At 64.0% G+C, this 18,908-nt stretch carries 8 protein-coding genes and 4 pseudogenes; 3 read left to right on the forward strand and 9 right to left on the reverse strand.

Annotation, left to right across the window (positions count from 1 at the left end; genetic code table 11):
• Positions 1–24: 24 nt before the first annotated feature.
• From ACIA73_RS38330 to ACIA73_RS38355, 6 genes and pseudogenes are all read right to left on the reverse strand, one after another.
• A pseudogene (locus ACIA73_RS38330) lies at positions 25–1,219 on the reverse strand (IS256 family transposase).
• 1,339 nt (positions 1,220–2,558) lie between these two features.
• Positions 2,559–7,088 carry a beta-ketoacyl synthase N-terminal-like domain-containing protein gene (locus ACIA73_RS38335; protein ID WP_399443612.1) on the reverse strand — a complete coding sequence of 1,510 codons (4,530 nt, stop codon included), beginning with the start codon at positions 7,086–7,088 and terminating at the stop codon, positions 2,559–2,561.
• 79 nt (positions 7,089–7,167) lie between these two features.
• Positions 7,168–8,448: an amidohydrolase family protein gene (locus ACIA73_RS38340; protein WP_399443613.1), complete on the reverse strand. Its 1,281-nt coding sequence runs from the start codon at positions 8,446–8,448 to the stop codon at positions 7,168–7,170.
• Between the two features lie 80 nt (positions 8,449–8,528).
• A complete protein-coding gene (locus ACIA73_RS38345) occupies positions 8,529–8,651 on the reverse strand; it encodes a hypothetical protein (protein ID WP_399443614.1) in 123 nt (40 codons plus the stop codon).
• Between the two features lie 62 nt (positions 8,652–8,713).
• The gene (locus tag ACIA73_RS38350; RefSeq protein WP_399443615.1) at positions 8,714–9,682 is read right to left on the reverse strand and encodes a hypothetical protein; all 969 of its coding nucleotides are present in this window, start codon (positions 9,680–9,682) and stop codon (positions 8,714–8,716) included.
• A 27-nt stretch (positions 9,683–9,709) separates the two neighbouring features.
• The gene (locus ACIA73_RS38355) at positions 9,710–10,327 is read right to left on the reverse strand and encodes a GNAT family N-acetyltransferase (protein WP_399443616.1); all 618 of its coding nucleotides are present in this window, start codon (positions 10,325–10,327) and stop codon (positions 9,710–9,712) included.
• A 558-nt stretch (positions 10,328–10,885) separates the two neighbouring features.
• On the opposite strand from ACIA73_RS38355, the gene ACIA73_RS38360 reads away from it, so the two are divergent.
• Both ACIA73_RS38360 and ACIA73_RS38365 read left to right on the forward strand, forming a co-directional pair.
• Positions 10,886–12,424 carry a condensation domain-containing protein gene (locus ACIA73_RS38360; RefSeq protein WP_399443617.1) on the forward strand — a complete coding sequence of 513 codons (1,539 nt, stop codon included), beginning with the start codon at positions 10,886–10,888 and terminating at the stop codon, positions 12,422–12,424.
• Positions 12,424–14,796 (forward strand): peptidase domain-containing ABC transporter, encoded by a 2,373-nt coding sequence (locus ACIA73_RS38365; protein ID WP_399443618.1) that lies wholly within the window; start codon positions 12,424–12,426, stop codon positions 14,794–14,796. Before ACIA73_RS38360 ends, ACIA73_RS38365 begins: the two co-directional genes overlap by 1 nt.
• Before the next feature lie 281 nt (positions 14,797–15,077).
• Here ACIA73_RS38365 and ACIA73_RS38370 read toward each other — a convergent pair.
• Both ACIA73_RS38370 and ACIA73_RS38375 read right to left on the reverse strand, forming a co-directional pair.
• Positions 15,078–15,221, reverse strand: a pseudogene (locus ACIA73_RS38370) (transposase); the annotation flags it as partial.
• A 15-nt stretch (positions 15,222–15,236) separates the two neighbouring features.
• Positions 15,237–16,372 (reverse strand): annotated as a pseudogene (locus ACIA73_RS38375) (IS3 family transposase); the annotation flags it as partial.
• 19 nt (positions 16,373–16,391) lie between these two features.
• On the opposite strand from ACIA73_RS38375, the pseudogene ACIA73_RS38380 reads away from it, so the two are divergent.
• Positions 16,392–17,043, forward strand: a pseudogene (locus ACIA73_RS38380) (transposase family protein).
• A gap of 74 nt (positions 17,044–17,117) precedes the next feature.
• Here the strand turns inward: ACIA73_RS38380 and ACIA73_RS38385 are convergent.
• Positions 17,118–18,152 (reverse strand): MupA/Atu3671 family FMN-dependent luciferase-like monooxygenase, encoded by a 1,035-nt coding sequence (locus ACIA73_RS38385; RefSeq protein WP_399443619.1) that lies wholly within the window; start codon positions 18,150–18,152, stop codon positions 17,118–17,120.
• Positions 18,153–18,908: the final 756 nt, after the last annotated feature.

Genomic DNA, 18,908 nt, shown 5'->3' on the forward strand with positions numbered 1-18,908 from the left:
GGCTGATCTTGGTTGTTGAGAGGTTCAGTGTCCGGCCGGGGTGAGCCGGCCTTCGAACTCGATCTGGAAGGCGTTCAGGGGTGCCTTCCAGTGCATGGTCCACTTCTTGCGGCCCTTGCCGGTCGGGTCCAGGGACATCAGTGCCATGTAGATGCACTTCATAGCGGCGGCCTCGTTCGGGAAGTGCCCGCGGGCCCGGACGGCCTTGCGTATCCGGGCGTTCACGGATTCGATGGCGTTCGTTGGGCAGATGACCTTGCCGATCTCGACGTCGAATCGGAGGAAGGGCACGAACTCGGCCCAGGCGTCCGACCACAGTTTGACGATCGCCGGGTACTTCTTGCCCCAGGCTTCCTGGAACTCCAGGAACGCTCCTCGGCGGCCTCCTGGCTAGGGGCGGTGTAGACGGGCTTGAGCGCCTTGGCGACCTTGTCCCAGTCCTGACGGGCCGCGTAACGAAAGCTGTTCCTCAGAAGATGAACGACACACGTTTGTACGATCGTGCCAGGCCAGACGGTCTCCACCGCTTCCGGCAGGCCCTTCAGCCCGTCGCAGACCAGCATCAGCACGTCGTCGACCCTGCGGTTCTTGAGCTCTGTGAAGACGTGGAGCCAGTATTTGGCATCCTTGCCGCCGTCGCCGGCCCAGATCCCGAGGATGTCGCGGTGGCCCTCGGCGGTGACCGCCATGACGACGTAGATCGGGCGGTTCGCGACCTGGCTGTCGCGGATCTTGACGTTGATGGCGTCCACGAACAGGACCGGGTAGACGCGGTCGAGCGGGCGGTTGGACCATTCCGCCATGCTGTCCATGACCTTGTCGGTAATCGTGGTGATGGTCCCCTTGGAAACCTCCGCGCCGTAGACCTCCGCCAGGTGCGCGGAAATCTCCCCATGCGTCAGACCCTTCGCGGACAGCGACAGCACCATCTCGTCCACTCCGGTCAGGCGGCGCTGCCGTTTCTTGACGATCTGCGGCTCGAACGTGCCTGCCACGTCACGGGGAACCTTCACCTCCACCGGACCGACGTCCGTCAGGACGGTCTTGGCGCGGGTGCCGTTACGCCTGTTCCCGCTGTTGCGGCCCTCCGTATCATGCCGAGGTGATCGGTTACCTCCCCGTCGAGGGCTCCCTCCAGGACCCGCTTGGTCAACTGCTGCAACAGCCCACCGGCACCGGTCAGTTGCAGACCCTCCGACCGGGCCCGCTCGACCAGCATCCCGATCAGTTGGTCGTCCGACACCGCCTCCGCAGCCGGTACGACGGCCGCCTCCTCGACGGCCTCGGTCTCTACGGCGGTCTCACTCATTAGGCGTCTCCTTGATCATCAGATCCGCCGTTGATTGAATACTCCCGGCCGCGGCGTTCTCCGACCGCTGGGCGGCGCGTAGCCGTGCATCGGAGGAGTCCAGCGACGGCCAGAGACGCGAGCACGTCGAGCTCCAGATGTACGGCTATCCGTTCAAGCCCTGAGCAGATGGCACCGCCGCGTAAGGCGACCGCCCCATGTATATGAATGGCGTGCCCCTGACATCTGACCCGCGCCCTGTCCGCCGTGAGGCCGGTGTCCTGCGCTGGGCTTACCGCCCACGCTCTCTCCAGGCTCTCTACCTGATCGGTGACGACGCCTGCATGGTCGCGCTCCGCTTTGCGACCCTATCCGTCCCACCCGGATTGCCCCAGCCCTGAAAATCTCATAACCGCCGAGTCCCCGTCAGTGAACTGACGGGGACTCATGAACGATCAAGGCGCATTTGGCGGCCTTGGGATTTAACCCGGTAGCTTTCGGAGTGAATAGGAGCGTGCTGGAGGGTCGAGGTTCGGATTATCGCTTGCCGTATTCGCGATCGGCTGAGTGCATGCCTCGTCGACGTATAGAAGCAAGGCTTCGCTGTCGCCGTAGCCGCGCGCAACGGAGCGTGCCGATGAGATTCCGAGTTCGATCACTTTCTTGCACCCTGCCTGATTCGCAACAACGACCATACTCCCCGAGTAATCCGCTTGCGCGAACAGGCAGTAGCCGCTTTCCGTGCATTTGCGATCTGGCTCGCTCGCCAGCGCGGCGGGTGCATTGAGTCCCGCGAATATGGCACCGAATACACTGATTGCTGCCAGTCGAAACACTGTCGCCCCTAGAAGTGAGATCACGTGCACTGATGGATAGGGTAATTAGTTTATCGTGTAGGTGGAGGCAGGGAACCTGTAAGGGTAAATTCGTGAACCTGCTGGGCGAAGTGCTCTTTTCGGCAACGGCACTGCTGACAAGGTCGACCGGGGTAGGGTCTAATGATTCGTTGAGGTCCGAGGGCGGCTGGCGAAAATTCAGCCATGGAGTCGTTCTTCAGTTTGCTGCAGAAGAACGACTCCATGGCCGACAGTGGCCGCCCGGCTAGCCCTCTTCATCAAGCACTTGGCACAGCGGCGCAGCCTGCGGCGTGGTGGATCCAGTGCTCACGCTCTCTCAGGCACGCGATCCATCAGCGGTCGGGTTCCCGACCAGCAGGGGTGCGGTCTAACATCCGAAGTCAGCGCTTCAGGCGGCGATGCGGGACGGTCCTTCATGGACGCGTGTCCTGCCGGCCCCGCTCTTCGATTACGGCCTCTATGCCGGCGGCTGTCGCGCGTAAGGTGCGCCACTGGAAGATCTCTGCCATGGAGAGTTCCACCCGGAACAGCTCAGACATACGGAGGACCAAGCGGACGGCGACGATGGAGCTGCCGCCCAGATCTTGGAAGTCGTCGTCCAGACCGATCCGGTCCACGCCCACCGCCTGCTGCCACAGCGAAGCCAGTGCCTTCTCGACGCTGCTCCTCGGTGGGGCGTAGGACGTCTCGACCTGCCGCTTGCCGAGGGAGCCCACGCCCACGGAGAACGAGGGCCCGCTGGCCACCGTGGACGCGACCCGATCCGCCTGCTTCTCACGTCTACGCAACCCGCCAGGGCTCACGATCACCTGCGGGCCCGAGCGGGTCGCCAGGATCGAACGCAGGACATCGGTTCCTTCGACGGAGGTAAGGGCGCCCTCACCATAGGCCTCCAGCACTTGCTTTGAGCGCAGGGCCATGCCCGTCTCCGACCACTGCGGCCAGTTGACCGAGACCACATGGCGACCGCTGGCCCAATTGGCCTGTGCATAGGCGTCGAGGAACGCGTTCGCGCCGGAATAGTCGGACTGGCCGTAGTCGCCCGTGATAGCTGCTATGGACGAGTACAGCACGAGAAGGCCGGGCCGGAACACGCGGTCGAGGACGTAGGTGCCGTGGATCTTCGGCGTGACGACACGTCCGATCTCCTCTGCGGAACGCAGCCCGATGAGACCGCCCCCCGCTACACCTGCGAGGTGGAAGATGCCAGACACTCGGCCGAAGGTGTGCATCACCTCCGCGCGTATCGCGCGCATCCGTGCCTCGTCCGACACGTCGCCAGCGCACACCATCACCTGACCGCCGGCCTCCTCCACTGCAAGGACCGCCTGGATCCTTCGGACGAGCGTCTCGTCCGACGCGTCCTCGACGAGCGAGGCCCACTCCGAGCGGGGCGGCAGCCCTGACCTTCCCACCAGCACGAGCCGAGCCCGTACAAGTCGCGCCAGCAGCGCAGCGAGCTCCAGACCGAGGCCGCCGAGGCCGCCCGTGATGAGGTAGACGCCCTGTTCCTCCAGGACGGACGGAACGCCCTCTCCTCCGTCTGCCTCGATCCGGGCGTGGGAAGCCACCCACCGCTTGCGCCCTCGGTACGCCACTTCCCGCTCTTTCGCCCCTGCCACGAGCTCCTGGAACAGCTGGCCGGCGACGATGTCCGCGTGCCCTGCCCCGACGTCAATGCCCCTCATGATGATGGAGGGCATCTCACGGGGCGCGGTCCTGATCAGCCCACGCACTGCGGCTTTCACTGGATGCACGTCTCCTGAGCCGAGGACATCCTGCATGCCCCGGGTCACGACGGAGAACTCCAGACCATCCGCCGAGGTCCGACCGGCGAATTGCTGAAGCACCGCGAACAGGCTGTACAGACCCTGGTCGAGAAGGGTGCGGACGGTGGCCTGCTCGGTACGCGAGGGGCGGTCCTCCAAGAGCCAGGCGTGCACGACATGGAGCTGGGAGGGCCCGGCCTCCAGGACGCCGCTGATCAACCGTGCGTAATCGGACGTTTCTCGGGGGCGAATGGTGAAGCGTCCGTCTCCTGTTTGTGTGAACTCCCTGCCGGGGCTCACCACCACGACGTTCCGGGACGTCTCCCGCGCCAATCGAAGCAGGCCAGCGGCCGCGGTGTCGCCCGGAGGGGCGAACACGATCCAGGCACTTTCCTCGTCCTCCATACGCCCGCCCGCCGCGGTGGGTGCGGACGGAAGCACCGTCTCGGTCCACGTGGGGACGAAGAGCGTGCCGCTGTCCTCGGGCGCGGACCCGCCTCCCGCGCTGGCCTGGGGAACTGTGGGATCCACCCAGAACCGGTCACGGTCGTAGGGGTACGTCGGGGTGTGGACCCGGCCACGTTGCTCGTGGGACCAGTAGCGCTCCCACCGCACGGATACGCCGTGTGACCACAGCCTTCCGACGCCCTCCAACAGCACCTGCACATCGTCCCGCCCGTCCTGACCGCCGCCGAGCATGGGCGCGACCACGGCCGGAGCCGCCTCGCCCTTGGCCAGCTCGCTGATCAAATTCGTCAGGGCGTGTCCGGGGCCGACCTCCGCGAAGGAGTATGCACCGTCAGCGAGCAACACCCGTGCGGCGTCGGAGAAGCGGACACACTCGCGGACGTGGCGCGTCCAGTACGCCGGGTCCGTGGCCTGGTCCGCGGTGATCCAATCTCCCGTCACGGTCGAAACGAAGGGGATCGTGGGCGGCCGGAGTGGAACCCGGTTGACCCGCTCGCGGAACTCCTCGAGGACGGGCTCCATCATCCTGGAATGGAAGGCGTGCGAGGTGCGCAGCCGCGTTGTGCCGACACCCCTGAGGGACAGGGATTCCCGCAGGCTTTCGACGGCGTCGGTCCGGCCGGAGACCACGCAGATGCCCGGGGCGTTGACGGCCGCGATGTCCACGTCGGCGGTCAGCAGGGTCAGGAGCTCGGCCTCGGGGAGGAAGACGGCCATCATGGAGCCGGCTGGCAACGACTCCACCAGCGCCCCGCGGTCGGCGACCAGCCGCAGCGCATCGTCGAACTCCATCACTCCCGCCAGAGCCGCCGCGACGTACTCCCCGATGCTGTGACCCAGCATCGCGCCGGGTTCGAGGCCCCACGACCGCAGGAGGGAGGCGAGCGCGTACTCGACCGAGAAGAGAGCCGGCTGGGTGATCGACGTACGGTCGATCTGGCCGCGACCGCCCGTGTCGGAGTCATCGGTGAACAGGATGTCCCAGAGGTCCAGCCCGTGCGACGCGCGGAGCACGTCCGCGCACCGGTCGATCGCAGCCGCGAACTCGGGCTCATGGACGTAGAGACCCCGCGCCATGCCCGCGTACTGGGAACCCTGGCCGGGCAGCACGTAGGCGAGCTTTGGCGTGAGGCCGCGGGGGACCGCGTGCACGGAAGCGCTCAGCTGCCCTTCGCGCACCTGCCGTGCGGCGTCGTCCCGTGTTCTCACCACCAGGGCCTGTCGCAGCGAATGATCGGCGCGCCCCTCGGTGAGGGTGTACGAGATGTCGGCGAGTGAGTCCTGGGTCTGGCTCAGGTACTCATCGAACCTGTCCTCCATGGACTCGACGGCTGCGACCGTACGGGCTGAGAAGGGGAGCAGGTGGTACGGGCGCCTCGACTCCCGGGGAGCGGCCACGGGCGGCTGCTCCAGAATCACGTGGGCGTTGGTGCCGCCCACCCCGAAGGAACTCACGCCTGCTCTTCTCGGGGACCGGGATTCCTGCCATGTCGTCGTCTCGTCCACGACGTAGAAGGGGCCGCCGTTGAAGTCGATACGCGGGTTCGGCTTCGTGAAGTTCAGACTGGCGGGGATGATCCCCTCCCGCACCGTGTGCACAGCCTTGATCAGACCGCAGATCCCGGCGGCCGCACCGAGATGTCCTACGTTCCCCTTTACCGACCCCAGACCGCAGTCGTGGCTGCCCCGGCGACCGGCACTGTAGACACGGTTGAGTGCCGCGATTTCGATGGGATCGCCCACCAGGGTGCCCGTGCCGTGCCCCTCGACGTAACCGACCGACCGCGGATCGATGGCCGCGTGGCGCAGGGCAGCCGTCACGACTTCTGCCTGGCCGTTCTCGTCCGGCGCCGCGTAGGCGGCCTTACCGGCACCGTCGTTGTTGATCGCCGAGCCGAGAACGACAGCATGGATGGCGTCACGGTCGGCGACGGCTTGGCTCAGCCGCTTCAGGACCACGACGCCGGCGCCGGCCCCGAACACCGTCCCCGACGCCTTGGCGTCGAAGGGGCGGATGACTCCGTCGGCGGCCAAGAACCCCGCGCCCTCGCTATACCGGTAGCCGAGTGTCATCGGGATGGGGATCTCCACGCCGCCGGCGATGGCCATCTCGCACTCGTCGTTCAGCAGCGCCGAGCAGGCCATGTGCACTGTGACAAGAGAAGTTGAGCAGGCGGTCACACTGTGGATGGAGGGGCCTCGAAGCCCCAGCCGGAAGGAGACGTTCGTCGTCATGAAGTCGGCGTCGTTGGTGAGGCGAGCACGTGCCTCACCCAGCGCCGCCAGAAACTGAGGGTTGGCACGGACGTTGGAGCCGAGGTAGTCGTTGCTCCGTGCGCCGGAATACATGCCGATGCGGCCTGGGAAGGCGACCGAGTCGTATCCCGCGTCCTGGAGGGCCGTGTGGCAGACCTCCAGCAGGACACGGAACTGCGGGTCCATAGCCTCGGCTTCGCGCGGGGTGATGCCGAACAAGGCGGGTTCAAAGTGGTCGAAGTCGTCGAGTAGTGAGGCGACCCTGACGTAATCGGGATCCGTCAAGTACTGCTCCGCAACCCCGGAACGAAGGAGCTGCTGGTCGGTCAGTTCAGCCAGTGACGCGACACCGGCCTGCAGATTGCTCCAGAACTCAGCCAAATCACCGGCACCGGGAAACCTGCCCGCCATACCGATGATGGCGATCGGCTCTTCTTTTCCGCCTGTCACAGCGCCCCCACTTCTCAAGTCGCGCACATACTGGATGATCTGCCGGCACGGCGTCCGCACGGCGCGGGGCGCAGAGGTACTACTTGCCGGCCCCGCGGTTGTCCCCCATGCGCGTCTTCGCGGATCCGCTTACGAGACCAGCGAACGCGGGGCATCCTGCGGCGTCGGCCGGGAGCTCCGAGGGGTCCACTCCCAGGAGCACCTCGTCGTGTCCGGCTCCCACCGTTTCGGCGAAATTGCGTAGGTGAGCCAGGTCGAAGCCGTACAGACGCGCTGCGTTCCCGGAGAGGATCTTCTCCGCCTCGGCGACCGGAATGCCCTTGAGCGCTGTCTGCATAGCAGCCTTGGAGTACGGATATGAGGCTTCCAGATGCGGGTAGTCGCTTCCCCACAGAATCTTGTCGATGCCGATCTGATCCCGGATATCGACCTCGGAGGGGTGCATGAAGGTGGCGCCCGCGTAGCACTGGCGGTGCCAGTACTCACTCGGTCGCAGGGATAGGTCGTCTATCGCACTGTCAGCGTCGTAGGCCATGTCGGCGTTTCCGCCCTTGCTGCGCATGGAATCCAAGACGAGGTCCATCTTCCTGAGCTCTCGAGGAATCCAACCGATGCCTGACTCGGTGAGAACAACCTTCAGCTCCGGGTGCCGCTCCAGCACGCCTCCCATCAGCAGATGACGAAATCTGCTGATGTCCCACCACCGCAGGTCCAGGAGGAAGAACATGTCGTCGAGCTCGGTAGTTCCTGTCCGGGGACCCGCGCCCCCGCCGTGGCAGTTGACAGGGACTCCAAGATCCGCACAGATCTCCCACAGTTTGTCGTAGGAGGAGTGACGGTAGAGCGGAGGAACGCCCGAACCGGGCGGTGCACCCGGCAGCAGCACGCCACCCGTCAGACCGGCCTCGCGGGCCCATTTCACCTCTGCCACGGCCGCGTCGACGTCGTGCAACATGACCTGGAACACGCCGGCCCTCCGCCCGGGGGCGTCTTGGCAGAACTCTAGGAGCCACCTGTTGTGCGCCCTGAGGCCAGCCCAGCGGTACTCCAGATCACGCGCACTCGCCACCGCTGCCTGGCTGCTCGCCAACGAGGACGAGGCGAAGAACGGGGGAACCGTGTTGGGGAAGATTACCTCCGCCACGATCCCGTCCGACTCGAGCTCGCTCAGGCGCCGCGACGAGTCCCAGTTTCGGGAGGCATTCGGACCCTTCATGTCCTCGTAAGGGATCACGAAGCTCTTCGCCCAGTCGTCGAAATCCTCGATGTAGGCGGGGTCCAGATATTCCCGGTACTGCTTAAGGTCTGCCCCCGCGTGACAGTCCGCGGAAATCACTATGTGACGGTTGTCGCTCGCCATACGAGTCTCTTTCTCGCCCTTGATGAGCGGGGGCGGTGCAGCCCGATGAGCTGCGTCGCCCCCGCTCTTGAACCGACTGATCAGATCCGCGCGTAGCTGAAGCTGTACGCGGTCTCCGTCTCCTCGAGCTCCTCCGCCTCATCGACGGAGACGAGCTCCTCGTCGAGGAGCCAGGACTGAGACTGAACGTTTACATCCCGCATTTCACACACCCCCTTTCCTCGGTGGAAAAACATGACGAGCCGAGCGGACGCGCGACTCGAGATCAAGGAAGAAAGTAGTGATCACTTTCTGGGATAATGAAGTCCATATGGGCCCCGGTGATGCCTTCACCGAAACCGATGTGCATGACGCCCGCACCCTCATTCAGTTGCGAGTTGTGGCGCCAGTCCACGTTCGGCAGCAGCCCCAGGTTGGTCCCGATACCCAGTTCGAGGGCTTGGAGGTTGTGATCCGGATTGGTGACGTCAAGCAGTTCCTCGGTGAATTCCTTGCCTCCAGCACGGGCACTGACGAGCACGTTTCCCTTCAGGGAAAGAGTGATCGAGCCGAGGTCCGTCATCTCCGCACGGAGCCGGTGGGCCCGCCGTATCCTCGCGTCACCCGCTTTGGTGCAGCGTGGATCTCTTGCTGCCAGAACGCCGGAAGCGTGGACAGTTCCTTCCATACTGAAGATGTCGTCACCGATGGAGGACGGCTGCTTCGTGATGGACAGCTCGCAGCAACTGCCGATGCTTACCCAGTCGCCGACACGGATTTCTGCGTGGGGCCAGGCATCCACCGTGAGGGAGGGGCCGAGCGAGCACACGAGGTTTGTGGCCTCGGAGCCTTCACCAAGAGCGTCAAGAGAGCCGAAGACAATCTTCTTGGCTTTGCTCCGAAGTCCGTCGATCCAATACGTCGCAGTCTCTGCGGCCTTGAGGTAGTCGGTCAGCAAGGTCATTCTCAGGGTGTACCTGGCCGCTTCGGAAGTGCCGTCGAAGCTGGCGATGGGGACGACGAGAACCCGGTGGTGCTTGAAGAGGGCTCGGATCTTCTTGCTGATGAGGTGATGGCTGAGGAAGAGGACCACATTCGAACCGGCCGGCAGCGTGGCGACGTTGTCGAGCGACACGTACCTCAGTCCGTGGCTGGCCGCCTCCGAGCCGAGCGGAGCATCGTCGGTGACCGCAACTATGTCACCTTCTGGGAAAATCTGCCGAAGGCAACCGGTCGGATTGACGATGGCTTGCATTCCTGGGTCTCCTTCATCGGGAAGAACTCATTCGTCCGGTTCGCTGCACGGAAGTATCGGGTTCTTTTTGATGAACTCTTCGAGGACGAGCCGTGCCGCAGCCTTTTCGGCAGGCGGAACGATGCATGACGGTTCCCTCATCGCATAGTATTCGTCTCTGAGTATGGAACCGATGAGAGCGTCGTAGTGCTGCCCATCAAGAAAGTAATAATCCCTGAGGATGCCTTCGATCCGCATGATTCCGGAGCAAAAATTTTCGACGGCACCCTTGTTAAACACACCGCAATTGAACTGGACTCTATGAGCATTTCTTGAGTCGAACAACATCCCCACAAGATGAATCACAGATTCCAGTCCGAAGCCGGCCCCCCACATTTCGGAGTCGCCGATCATTGATCCGACGACGTAGTTGCCCGGGGTGTTGGTCTGTTTCCAGCTGACGACGCCGATTGCTTGCCCGTCATCCGTGCAGACCAACAGGAACTCGTCATCGACGTGATCGAAGAAACTCTCCACATCGATCGGGCTCATGTACGCCTGAATTCCGGAAGCGTATACCCAGGCCTTCGAGGAAGTCCATTGGGAAATGATCTCACAGTCGCCCTTGGTTATGGGGCCGAGCGTGACAGAATGCTTACTCATCATTGATTCCCAACCGCATCGTCGCGAAACCTTCTCAGCGCGTCGGGGACACTCTGGCGAAGGGGATTTCCAGGGGCTTCATAATGGGCATAAGGTAGCTACTGATTCTCGGGTGTGAAAGACGGTTGGCGAGTTTTCGCCATCGCTCGGTCCGCTCGGCGAGGATGTCGAACGCAGACTACTCTCCGCACTTCACACGCGCTCTGGCAAGTTTTCGCCACATCCGGAAGTATCTTGCCTTCCCCTGGCGTGACTGCTTAGCTGATCAACCTCTGCTAAATGAAGGGAGGTGACGAGATGAGTAACGAAGAATTTGAGACGGTAGATATCCGTGCTCTCGACGACGTCGAGCTGGACGACGTTGTCGGCGGGTCTGACGCGGTCGCTCCATTCGGTAAGTCGCCGATCTAACCAGTTGGGCGGTATGAGGGCGGATTCAACGTCCCCATACCGCCCAATAGCTTCCTCCGCCACTCGCAGCCGACGGTCACGGGAGTCAAATTGAGCGCCGATGATCAGGATGGGTTCCCGCTGACTTCCGGACAGTTGCAGCATTACCGCATGGCGAAGGAGAACCCGAAACTTCGTACGGCGATCTGGTCGTCGTATCGAATATCGGGTGCCTTGGACATCGACCGGTTCATCGACAGCGTCGAAGCCCTGGTTGCCAGTCACGAAGCCCTACGCATCCAGATCTTTGAGCGTCCCGGGGGTGAGCTGCGGCAACGGGTCGTGGACCCGCCGGATCGAGCCCGTCTGATCACGTGCGAGAGGGTTCTCAGCAGGTCGGAGGACCAATTCAACCGCTACATCCGGCACCTGGTGGCGAGTGAGCAGACGAAGCAGTGGGATGCGAGCGCGCTGCCCTTCAGGTTCCGGCTCGTTCGATACACCCCCACTGTGCACGCGTTCGTCGTCGGCTTCTCCCACACGGCGGTCGACGGTGTTGGCATCGAGGTTCTGATGCGCAGTCTGATGCGCATCCATCGAGAGACCACGACGGGACACACCCCCTCCGGCCCGCCGCGCTGGCGGTTCATGGAGTCCGCGCTGGGCCAGGCCGCCGTCATGGAAAAACGGGCACACAGAGTCAGGGAGCACGATTTCTCCGGAGTGCCCCCGGTCACCCAGTTTCAGGTCGACTCTCCGGCGCGGCCAGAAGACGCTGGCACGCTGAGCCGTAAGTCCGATTTTTCGCTCGCCGGAGAAGAGCTCGCGGCACTGCGGCAGTTGGCCGATCGGCATGGATGCACCGAATTCCACTGGATCCTGGCCGCCTTCGCCATGACGATCTTTCAGGTGACCTGGCAGGACAGACTGAAGATCTCCATTCCGGTGAACCTGCGCGGCACGGCGGATCGCGACGTCGTAGGAATGTACGTCGTCGCTGTCCCCGTGGTGATTGACAGACCCATGCTCCCGGACGACATGCGGAGGTATCCCAGAGAGGTCGGAACCGCCGTGCTTCGCGCCACCACGATGTACCGGATGGGGAGCCCGGAACTCCTTGACAGGTCGCTGGCGGCACAGAGCGAGCGGTGGGGAGCCCCATGCCGGCACGACCTCACCGTCAATTACCGAAGAGTGTCGGGAATGAGCCGTCGCTCGTTCGCCAGCCTGGACTGGAGCGAGTACCGGGCCCGGGTTGACTACTCCTTCCCGGGCGTGGGGTTGCGGATCTTCAGCTTCGAGGACGCTGTGGACGTCGACGCCGTCCTGAACTCCCAGCTGTTCTCGGGCGACACTACGAAGGATCTCATCGAAGCCCTCCGGCAGAACCTCATCTCCCCCGACCACTGGACCAGGAGCCGCGTCCGGCCCTTGCCAGGAGAGGTGGTGGCACTCAAAGACACCAGCGGGGCCACCGTTGTCTCGGCGGACACGGCGAAGGTGGAGGAGGCATTGCTCCGGCACCCACTCATCAGGACGGCTTCCGTGTTCCGCGAAACCGGAAGAGTTGGTGAGACGTACCTGCGCGCGGAGGTCGGCGCGTGCGGATGGTTGACCGAGGATTCTCTCCGCGACGATTGGTTTAAGCTCGGCGCCCACCCGTCCGAGGTGCTCGCGCCCGGCAGGATCTCGATCCTGCCCTCACCGTGATGAAAGCCGCAGCAGCTCTCGAGAGAGCCATCCTCCAGAGGAAGAAGACATTGGCAGACGAGCGGCACGACGCTTCGGTGAATCCAAACCACGTGCGAGACCTGCGGTTTCGGCAGCAGGCGCGTGAGAGCGGGGCGGCTGACCGGGAATGGGGCACGACGATGGAACGCCCCGGATTCCATCTGCCCTCCCGGCGCACGGTACGTGTGCCGACCATCCGCAGACAACGTGCCGTGCCGGTGCAACTCCAGTCGCAGATGAGCGACTGTGGCCCTGCCGCTCTCTTCATGACACTGCGCCACCACGGTATCGACGTGAGTCTGGAACAGCTGCGCATCGACACCGATTGCGGTCGCGACGGTGTGTCCGCCCGGAGGCTTCTGACTACAGCCCGACGCTATGGACTCCCAGGCCGCGGGGTCCGGTCGTCCTTGGCAGGGCTGCGCAGCCTCCCGTCCGGCAGCATCCTGTTCTGGAAGTTCAACCACTTTGTTGTCCTTGAACGTTCCGTACGTGACCATGTCTACGTCGTCGATCCAGCCCATGGTCGTCGGCGACTGCGCATGGAGGATGCCAGTCGGCTGTATACCGGTGTAGCGCTTGAGTTCGAATCGCCCATCCCCGCCAAGGTGGGCAAGAGCAGTGATGACAGGATTCGAAGCCCCTGGCGGCATCTCACCTATTTTTTCCCCCGGTCGAAGAAGTGGTTCTACCTGGCCGCGATGTCGTTGGGCGTCCTGCTCTTCGGTTTGGTCACACCACTGGCCACCGCTTATGCCGTCGAGAATGACGGATTTGGAGGGAGTCTCGGTCCCGGCCAGGCAATTGGGGCTGTGGCTGTATCGGTAACGTCCTTTTTTGTACTTCAACTCCTCCGTGGAATTGTCATCCTTGAGCTGCAAACTGCTGCGGAAAAACGGGTGACGTTCGGAATTTTCAACAGGTTGCTGTCCCTGCCGTACGCCTTCTTCTCCAGGCGCGCCCCTGCCGACCTGGCCCTGCGGGTGAGGACGAGTAGTGCTGTCCGGAATGTGCTGACCAACAGTATGGTCTCCGCGGCCTTCGACGGCGTGTTGGTCCTTTCCTATCTGGCCGCGCTGATGGTGGCGGATCTCGGCACTGCTCTGTGGGTCCTGGGGCTTGTTGTGGTGCAGACGGGAGTCCTCGCCGTGGCGTGGCGGCAACAGGTCTATCTCTCCGCCGACGCCCTGGAGTGTCAGGCCGCGGCCGACAGCGAGCTGAACGAGGTGCTCGAGGGAATCGGTACAGTCAAGAGCGGTGGCCTTGACCAGGTCATGGGAGACCGGTGGGCCAACTCTCTGATGGAAGAGTTGAATGCCCGGACGAGAGGGCGTCGGCACTTCACCCTCATCTCATCCTTCGTCCTCGCGACGCAGTTCACGGCACCTCTGTGCGTGCTGGCAGTCGGCGCCGCCAAGGTGGCGAATGGCGATCTCACGCTGGGGGCGATGACGGCGTTCACGTCCCTGTCCATCGGTGTCTTCGCGCCGCTCACGAATCTGGTGCTTTCAGGGCTCCAAGTCGCCGGTGTGAAAGCTCCGCTGACGCGCATGGGTGACATTCTCGACGCCGAGCCGGACCAGCACGGCCCGGCGGGCATCGCTTCGTTCTCGGACCGGGCCGACCTGCGACTGGAAGGAGTGGGTTTCGCCTACCCGGGTGCGGCCGAGGCAGCCGTGTCGGGCATGGACCTTGTCGTACCGGCTCGCGGTTTCGTGGCCGTGCTCGGGGCCTCCGGATGCGGAAAGTCGACCTTGGCCATGATCCTTTCTGGGCTGTACGCGCCGAACGAAGGCCAGATTCTCATCGGTTCGGATTCGTTCTCCGACATCGATCGGGCCTCACTCAGACGGTCTATATCGTTCGTCAACCAGGATGCGCGGATCTTCGCCGGGTCGCTACGTCAGAACATCACGATGGGGGCGCCCGACGCCACGGAAGCCGATCTGGAATGGGCGGCCGATGTGGCGCACATCCATGACGACATCATGCGGATGCCGATGGCGTACGAGACGCTGTTGGGCTCAGGAGGGGGCGGGTTGTCTGGTGGGCAGAGGCAACGCGTCGCCCTGGCGCGAGCACTGATCCGCCGCCCGAGGATCCTGATCCTCGACGAGGCGACGAGTTCGCTGGACCGGCTGACCGAGGAGCGGGTCATTGCGCGCATCCGCGAGCTGGGCTGCACTCTGGTCGTGATCACCCACCGGGTCGCAGCGGCGGTGGACGCGGACGAGATCGTCGTCGTAGACGCCGGGCGTATCGTGCAGCGCGGGCGCCATCATACGCTCCGCTCCGTCCCCGGACCGTACTGCGACTTCGCTGACTCTTCCGAGGTGTTGGACCGGCTATGACCGGGCACTCGCCACGGTGATGAAGCGCAGCAAGTCGTTCCCGCGCTCGCGGAGGGCCCCAGAAGCCGGCGGGCCTTGGGGGGCCGCCGGGCCGGTCGTCATGGAGGTGCTCGGTGTGCCCGAGGCCGATCCATGCGGCGGCGCGCAGCTGCGTACCTCAGGTCCTTGATCCGCGCGCCCGGGCCTGGTTGGCGTGGTGGATTTTCGTAAGGCTACGGGTTGTCCCGTAAATGATCTTCGGGTTGGCGGGGCAGGGGTCTCGTCGAGTGTGGTGCGTCTGGCTATCCGGCGAGGGTGAGGTTGTGCATCCGGGCGATGCCGAGCATGGCGTGGTGGACGCCGTCGCCTTTGAGGCGGCAGTCTCAGAGGATCTTCCAGGTCTTCATGCGGGCGAAGGTGTGCTCGACGCTGGCGCGGACCTGTTTGAGGTGACCCCCGGAGCCGAGCGCGCTGTGGCGGCGGGCGTTGTAGTAGATGAGCCACTCGAAGATCGCCAGCCTCGCCTGCCGCATCGTCGAGAACAGCCTCCCGTTCATCGTTTCTCGTTTCAGGCCCTGCCAGAAGCTCTCGGCGAGGGCGTTGTCGTAACTCGAGCCGACTCTGCCCATGCTTCTACGGATGCCGTATTGGTCGCATACCTGGGCGAACGCGGCGGACGTATATTGCGATCTGCGGTCCGCGTGGAAGATCACTCCGGTGACGTCACCCCCACGGGCCGCGATCGCGGCCTGGAGCGCGTCGATGACGAGTCCGGCGCGCATGTGCGGGGCCATCGAGTAGCCGAGTACCCGGCGAGAGCGGATGTCGATGACGCAGGCAAGGTAGAGCCATGTGGCTCCGACCTGCACGTATGTGATGTCGCCGCACCACTTCTCATCCAGCGTGCCAGCGGTGAAGTCCCGCTGGACCAAGTCGGGCACCGGCGGCGCGAGCCGGTCCGAAACGGTCGTGCGCTTCTTCTTGCGCAGGTGGCGGCCGACGATCTGGTGCTTGCGCATCAGCCGTGCGACCCGCTTGCGGTTCACCGTGTGACCGAAGCTGCGTAGTTCGGCACGGACGCGAAGTGCCCCGTAGTTGCCATGGTGTTCGGCGTAGATATCGCGGATCTCGGCGACCAGGGCGTCCTCGCCCACCTGCCGGGCGGCCCGAACCTCGGCGCCGGCGATCCACCGGTAGTAGCCCGAACGGGAGACCTCCAGCGTCCGGCATATCCGCTTGATGCCGAAGATCCCGGCGTGGGCGGAGACAAAGTCCCAAGCGGCGGTCTTCACTTCATCTCCCGGGCGAAATAGGCGGCCGCCCGTCGCAGGATCTCCCGCTCGAGCTGCCATTACTTCTCGGCCTTGGCCAGCCGGGCATTCTCCGCTCTCAGCCGGGTCAGCTCGGCCTCGGTGTCCTGCGGCGCGCCGGCCGCGGCCGGACGGCCGTCTGCGTCACGCACCCAGGTCCGCAGCGTCTCGGGGTTGACGTTCAGATCGGCCGCGACGTCCCTGAACGTCCGCCGGCCGGCCGAAGCCCGCCACAACGCGATCGCGTCGGACCGGAACTCCGCACTGTACTTCGAGGGCCTTGCCACGTGCTCTACACCTTCCAGGATCAACAAGATCCATTGTCAGGTGTGTCCACACCAAAGGGATCACCTCACCCGCGAGGGTGACCGCCGCTGCAAGCTCCCTCCGCACCAGCGCGCGCTGGTCGGCCTGGTGTACCTACGCAAGCACGACACACTTGCGCAGATAGCCGGCGGCTTCGGCATCTCCGTCGGCACCGCCCACACCTACACCTGCGCCGTCATCGCTCTGCTTGCCGAACGCCCCGGGCCTGCTGAAGGTCCTGCGCTCGAACGATCCGGACTATGTCCTGCTGGACGGCACCCTGGCGGAGTGCGACCGCGTTGGCGACAGCACGGCCGACTACTCCGCCAAGCACCGCCGCCACGGCGTGAACGTGCAGGTCGTCACTGACCCGGCCGGTAAGATCTGCACCCGGCAGGGGGTTCCCGTCCTCGCCGACCGTGCCTACCAAGGTGCCGGACCGTGGGTGACCACCGGGAAGAAGCGACCGCCCGGCGGAGAACTGACCGCGACCGAACGCACCGTCAACCGAGCCCTGGCCGGAGCAAGAGCACCTGTCGAAAGCGGCATGGCACGGCTCAAGACCTGGCGCATCTTCCGCAGATCACGCTGCAGCCCGAATCGAATGACGTCAATCGCCAAGGCCGTCCTCACCCTGGAGCAGCACCGCTGAAAAAGCTCAATAACTGCCTCGCGCCCGACCAGAATCTGAGGCCGTCACCAGCAGCCGCGACGATCACGCTCCGACTACCCCCTGAGGGTTTGTGTCCGAAGATTGAGCCGTACCTCGTTGAGGTGGGGAAGCATGGCGAGCACCTCGGAATCGGGGGCCCCGAAATCCACCAAGGAGGCGATCTCGTCCACCCCGGCGGCCCGGAGATCGCGAGCGAACGCCGTACACCTCTCGACGGACCCGAACAGCGCGGCCCGGTGGAAGTATCGCTCGAAGGCCATGTTGGCCATTCGCTCTGGATGGCTCCTGCCGAGGTTGTTCCACCGTGACTTCCATAGGTCGATGGAAGAGAGGAGATAGGCGATGAAGGGCTGCCGCACCAGCTCCTTGACGGCGGCGTCGCTTTCCCCTACGAACGTGTGCAGCATCAGGGTGACCACGCCGGTGGCGGGGTCATGCCCGTTCCGCTCGCGGGCGGTTCGGTAGTTCTCGATGTTCGCGGCCAGTTCGTCGGCGCTTTGGAAAAGGAGGGCGGTGAGGACGTTGAGGCCGCGGGCCCCCGCTTCCTCATACGATTCCGGGTTCGAGGAGCAGGTGAACCAGAGGCGGGGTTCCGGCTGCACCGGCCGGGGGTACGTCGATACCTCCACCTCCTCCCCTTGTCCGTTACGCCGCCTCACCTTCTTTCCCGCCCATAGATCTCTTATCTCGCCCATCGCCTCGAATGTGTAATCTCTGCGCATTTCGTAACGCTCCGGAGCCAGGACGAAGTCGTTGGGGTTCCATCCGGTGGCCAGGGCCATGTCGACCCGCCCGCGGGAGACGTTGTCCACGAAGGACCAGTCCTCGACGACAGACAACGGGTCATGCAATGGCATGACGACACTGCCGGCCCTCAGCCGTACTCTGTGCGTCCTCATGGCGACTGCTGCGGCGGCAAGTGCAGGATTCGGATACGCTCCACCAAATGGGTGGAAGTGTCGCTCAGGAAGCCACACCGCCGTAAAATCATGCTGATCGGCGAATTCTGCGGTCTCGAACAGGAGCTCATATTCCCGCGAGGCGTCTACAGTCTCGCGATTGACGAAATAGAGGAGGCTGAAGTCCATAGTCAGCTTTCTTGGTCTCAGGGGCAGATCCTGGCGAATCTTCTGCAGTGGCACCTGTGCCCGTCGTGCGTCCCATTTGGCCCATCACGGCCGAATTGCTCCCATTGCCCTGTGCTGGCAGCCGGGTTGGCATCGGCGCATTAGCTCCGCCCCGCCCTGGAACCTGGTGCTCACTTTCAGGTGCTCGAGTAGTTCCGCAACACGCCGGCTGTACGTTCGCGGTGAGATGTCCAGCTTCCGGCTGGCTGCTTCATCCGTCTGCCCTGACAGTAGGGCTTCGGTGATGGGGATGAGATATCCGGGCATGCCGGTTAAGCCGCAGTGTGGAATGTGTCGCTGGGGTCGCTGAAACCCAACAGGCGTGAATCCCGATCTCCCCGATGCCGCCCTTGTTGAGCGCTGCTCCATCGTGCGGAGGGCTGCGCCGGTATGCGGGATGGAAAACCCGGAGACATCTGGTGAGGCGTCGCGGTGACTGACTGGTAGACATTCAGCATTTCTCGGACGATCTTCCATGAAGATTTTTCCCCCGTGTCCTTTGCGGCTTGATGTCGCGAGTTACGCGTGCCTCAGGCACATTTATTTGATCACGGCCCAGCCGGAGAGGGAGGCGGGCTTCTTGGATTTGCAGGATCCTGGGGGGGAATGAAATGCGACATAACGGCAAATCGTGGATGTTCCACACCCGGTTTTCCCAGGCCGTTGCGAAGGTGCTGGCGGAGTTGTCGGCGGCGGAGGGGGAGGTCGAGCCGGACG

Origin of the sequence: Streptomyces sp. NPDC051561 (genome assembly GCF_044454195.1) — a bacterium.
Lineage (GTDB): Bacteria > Actinomycetota > Actinomycetes > Streptomycetales > Streptomycetaceae > Streptomyces.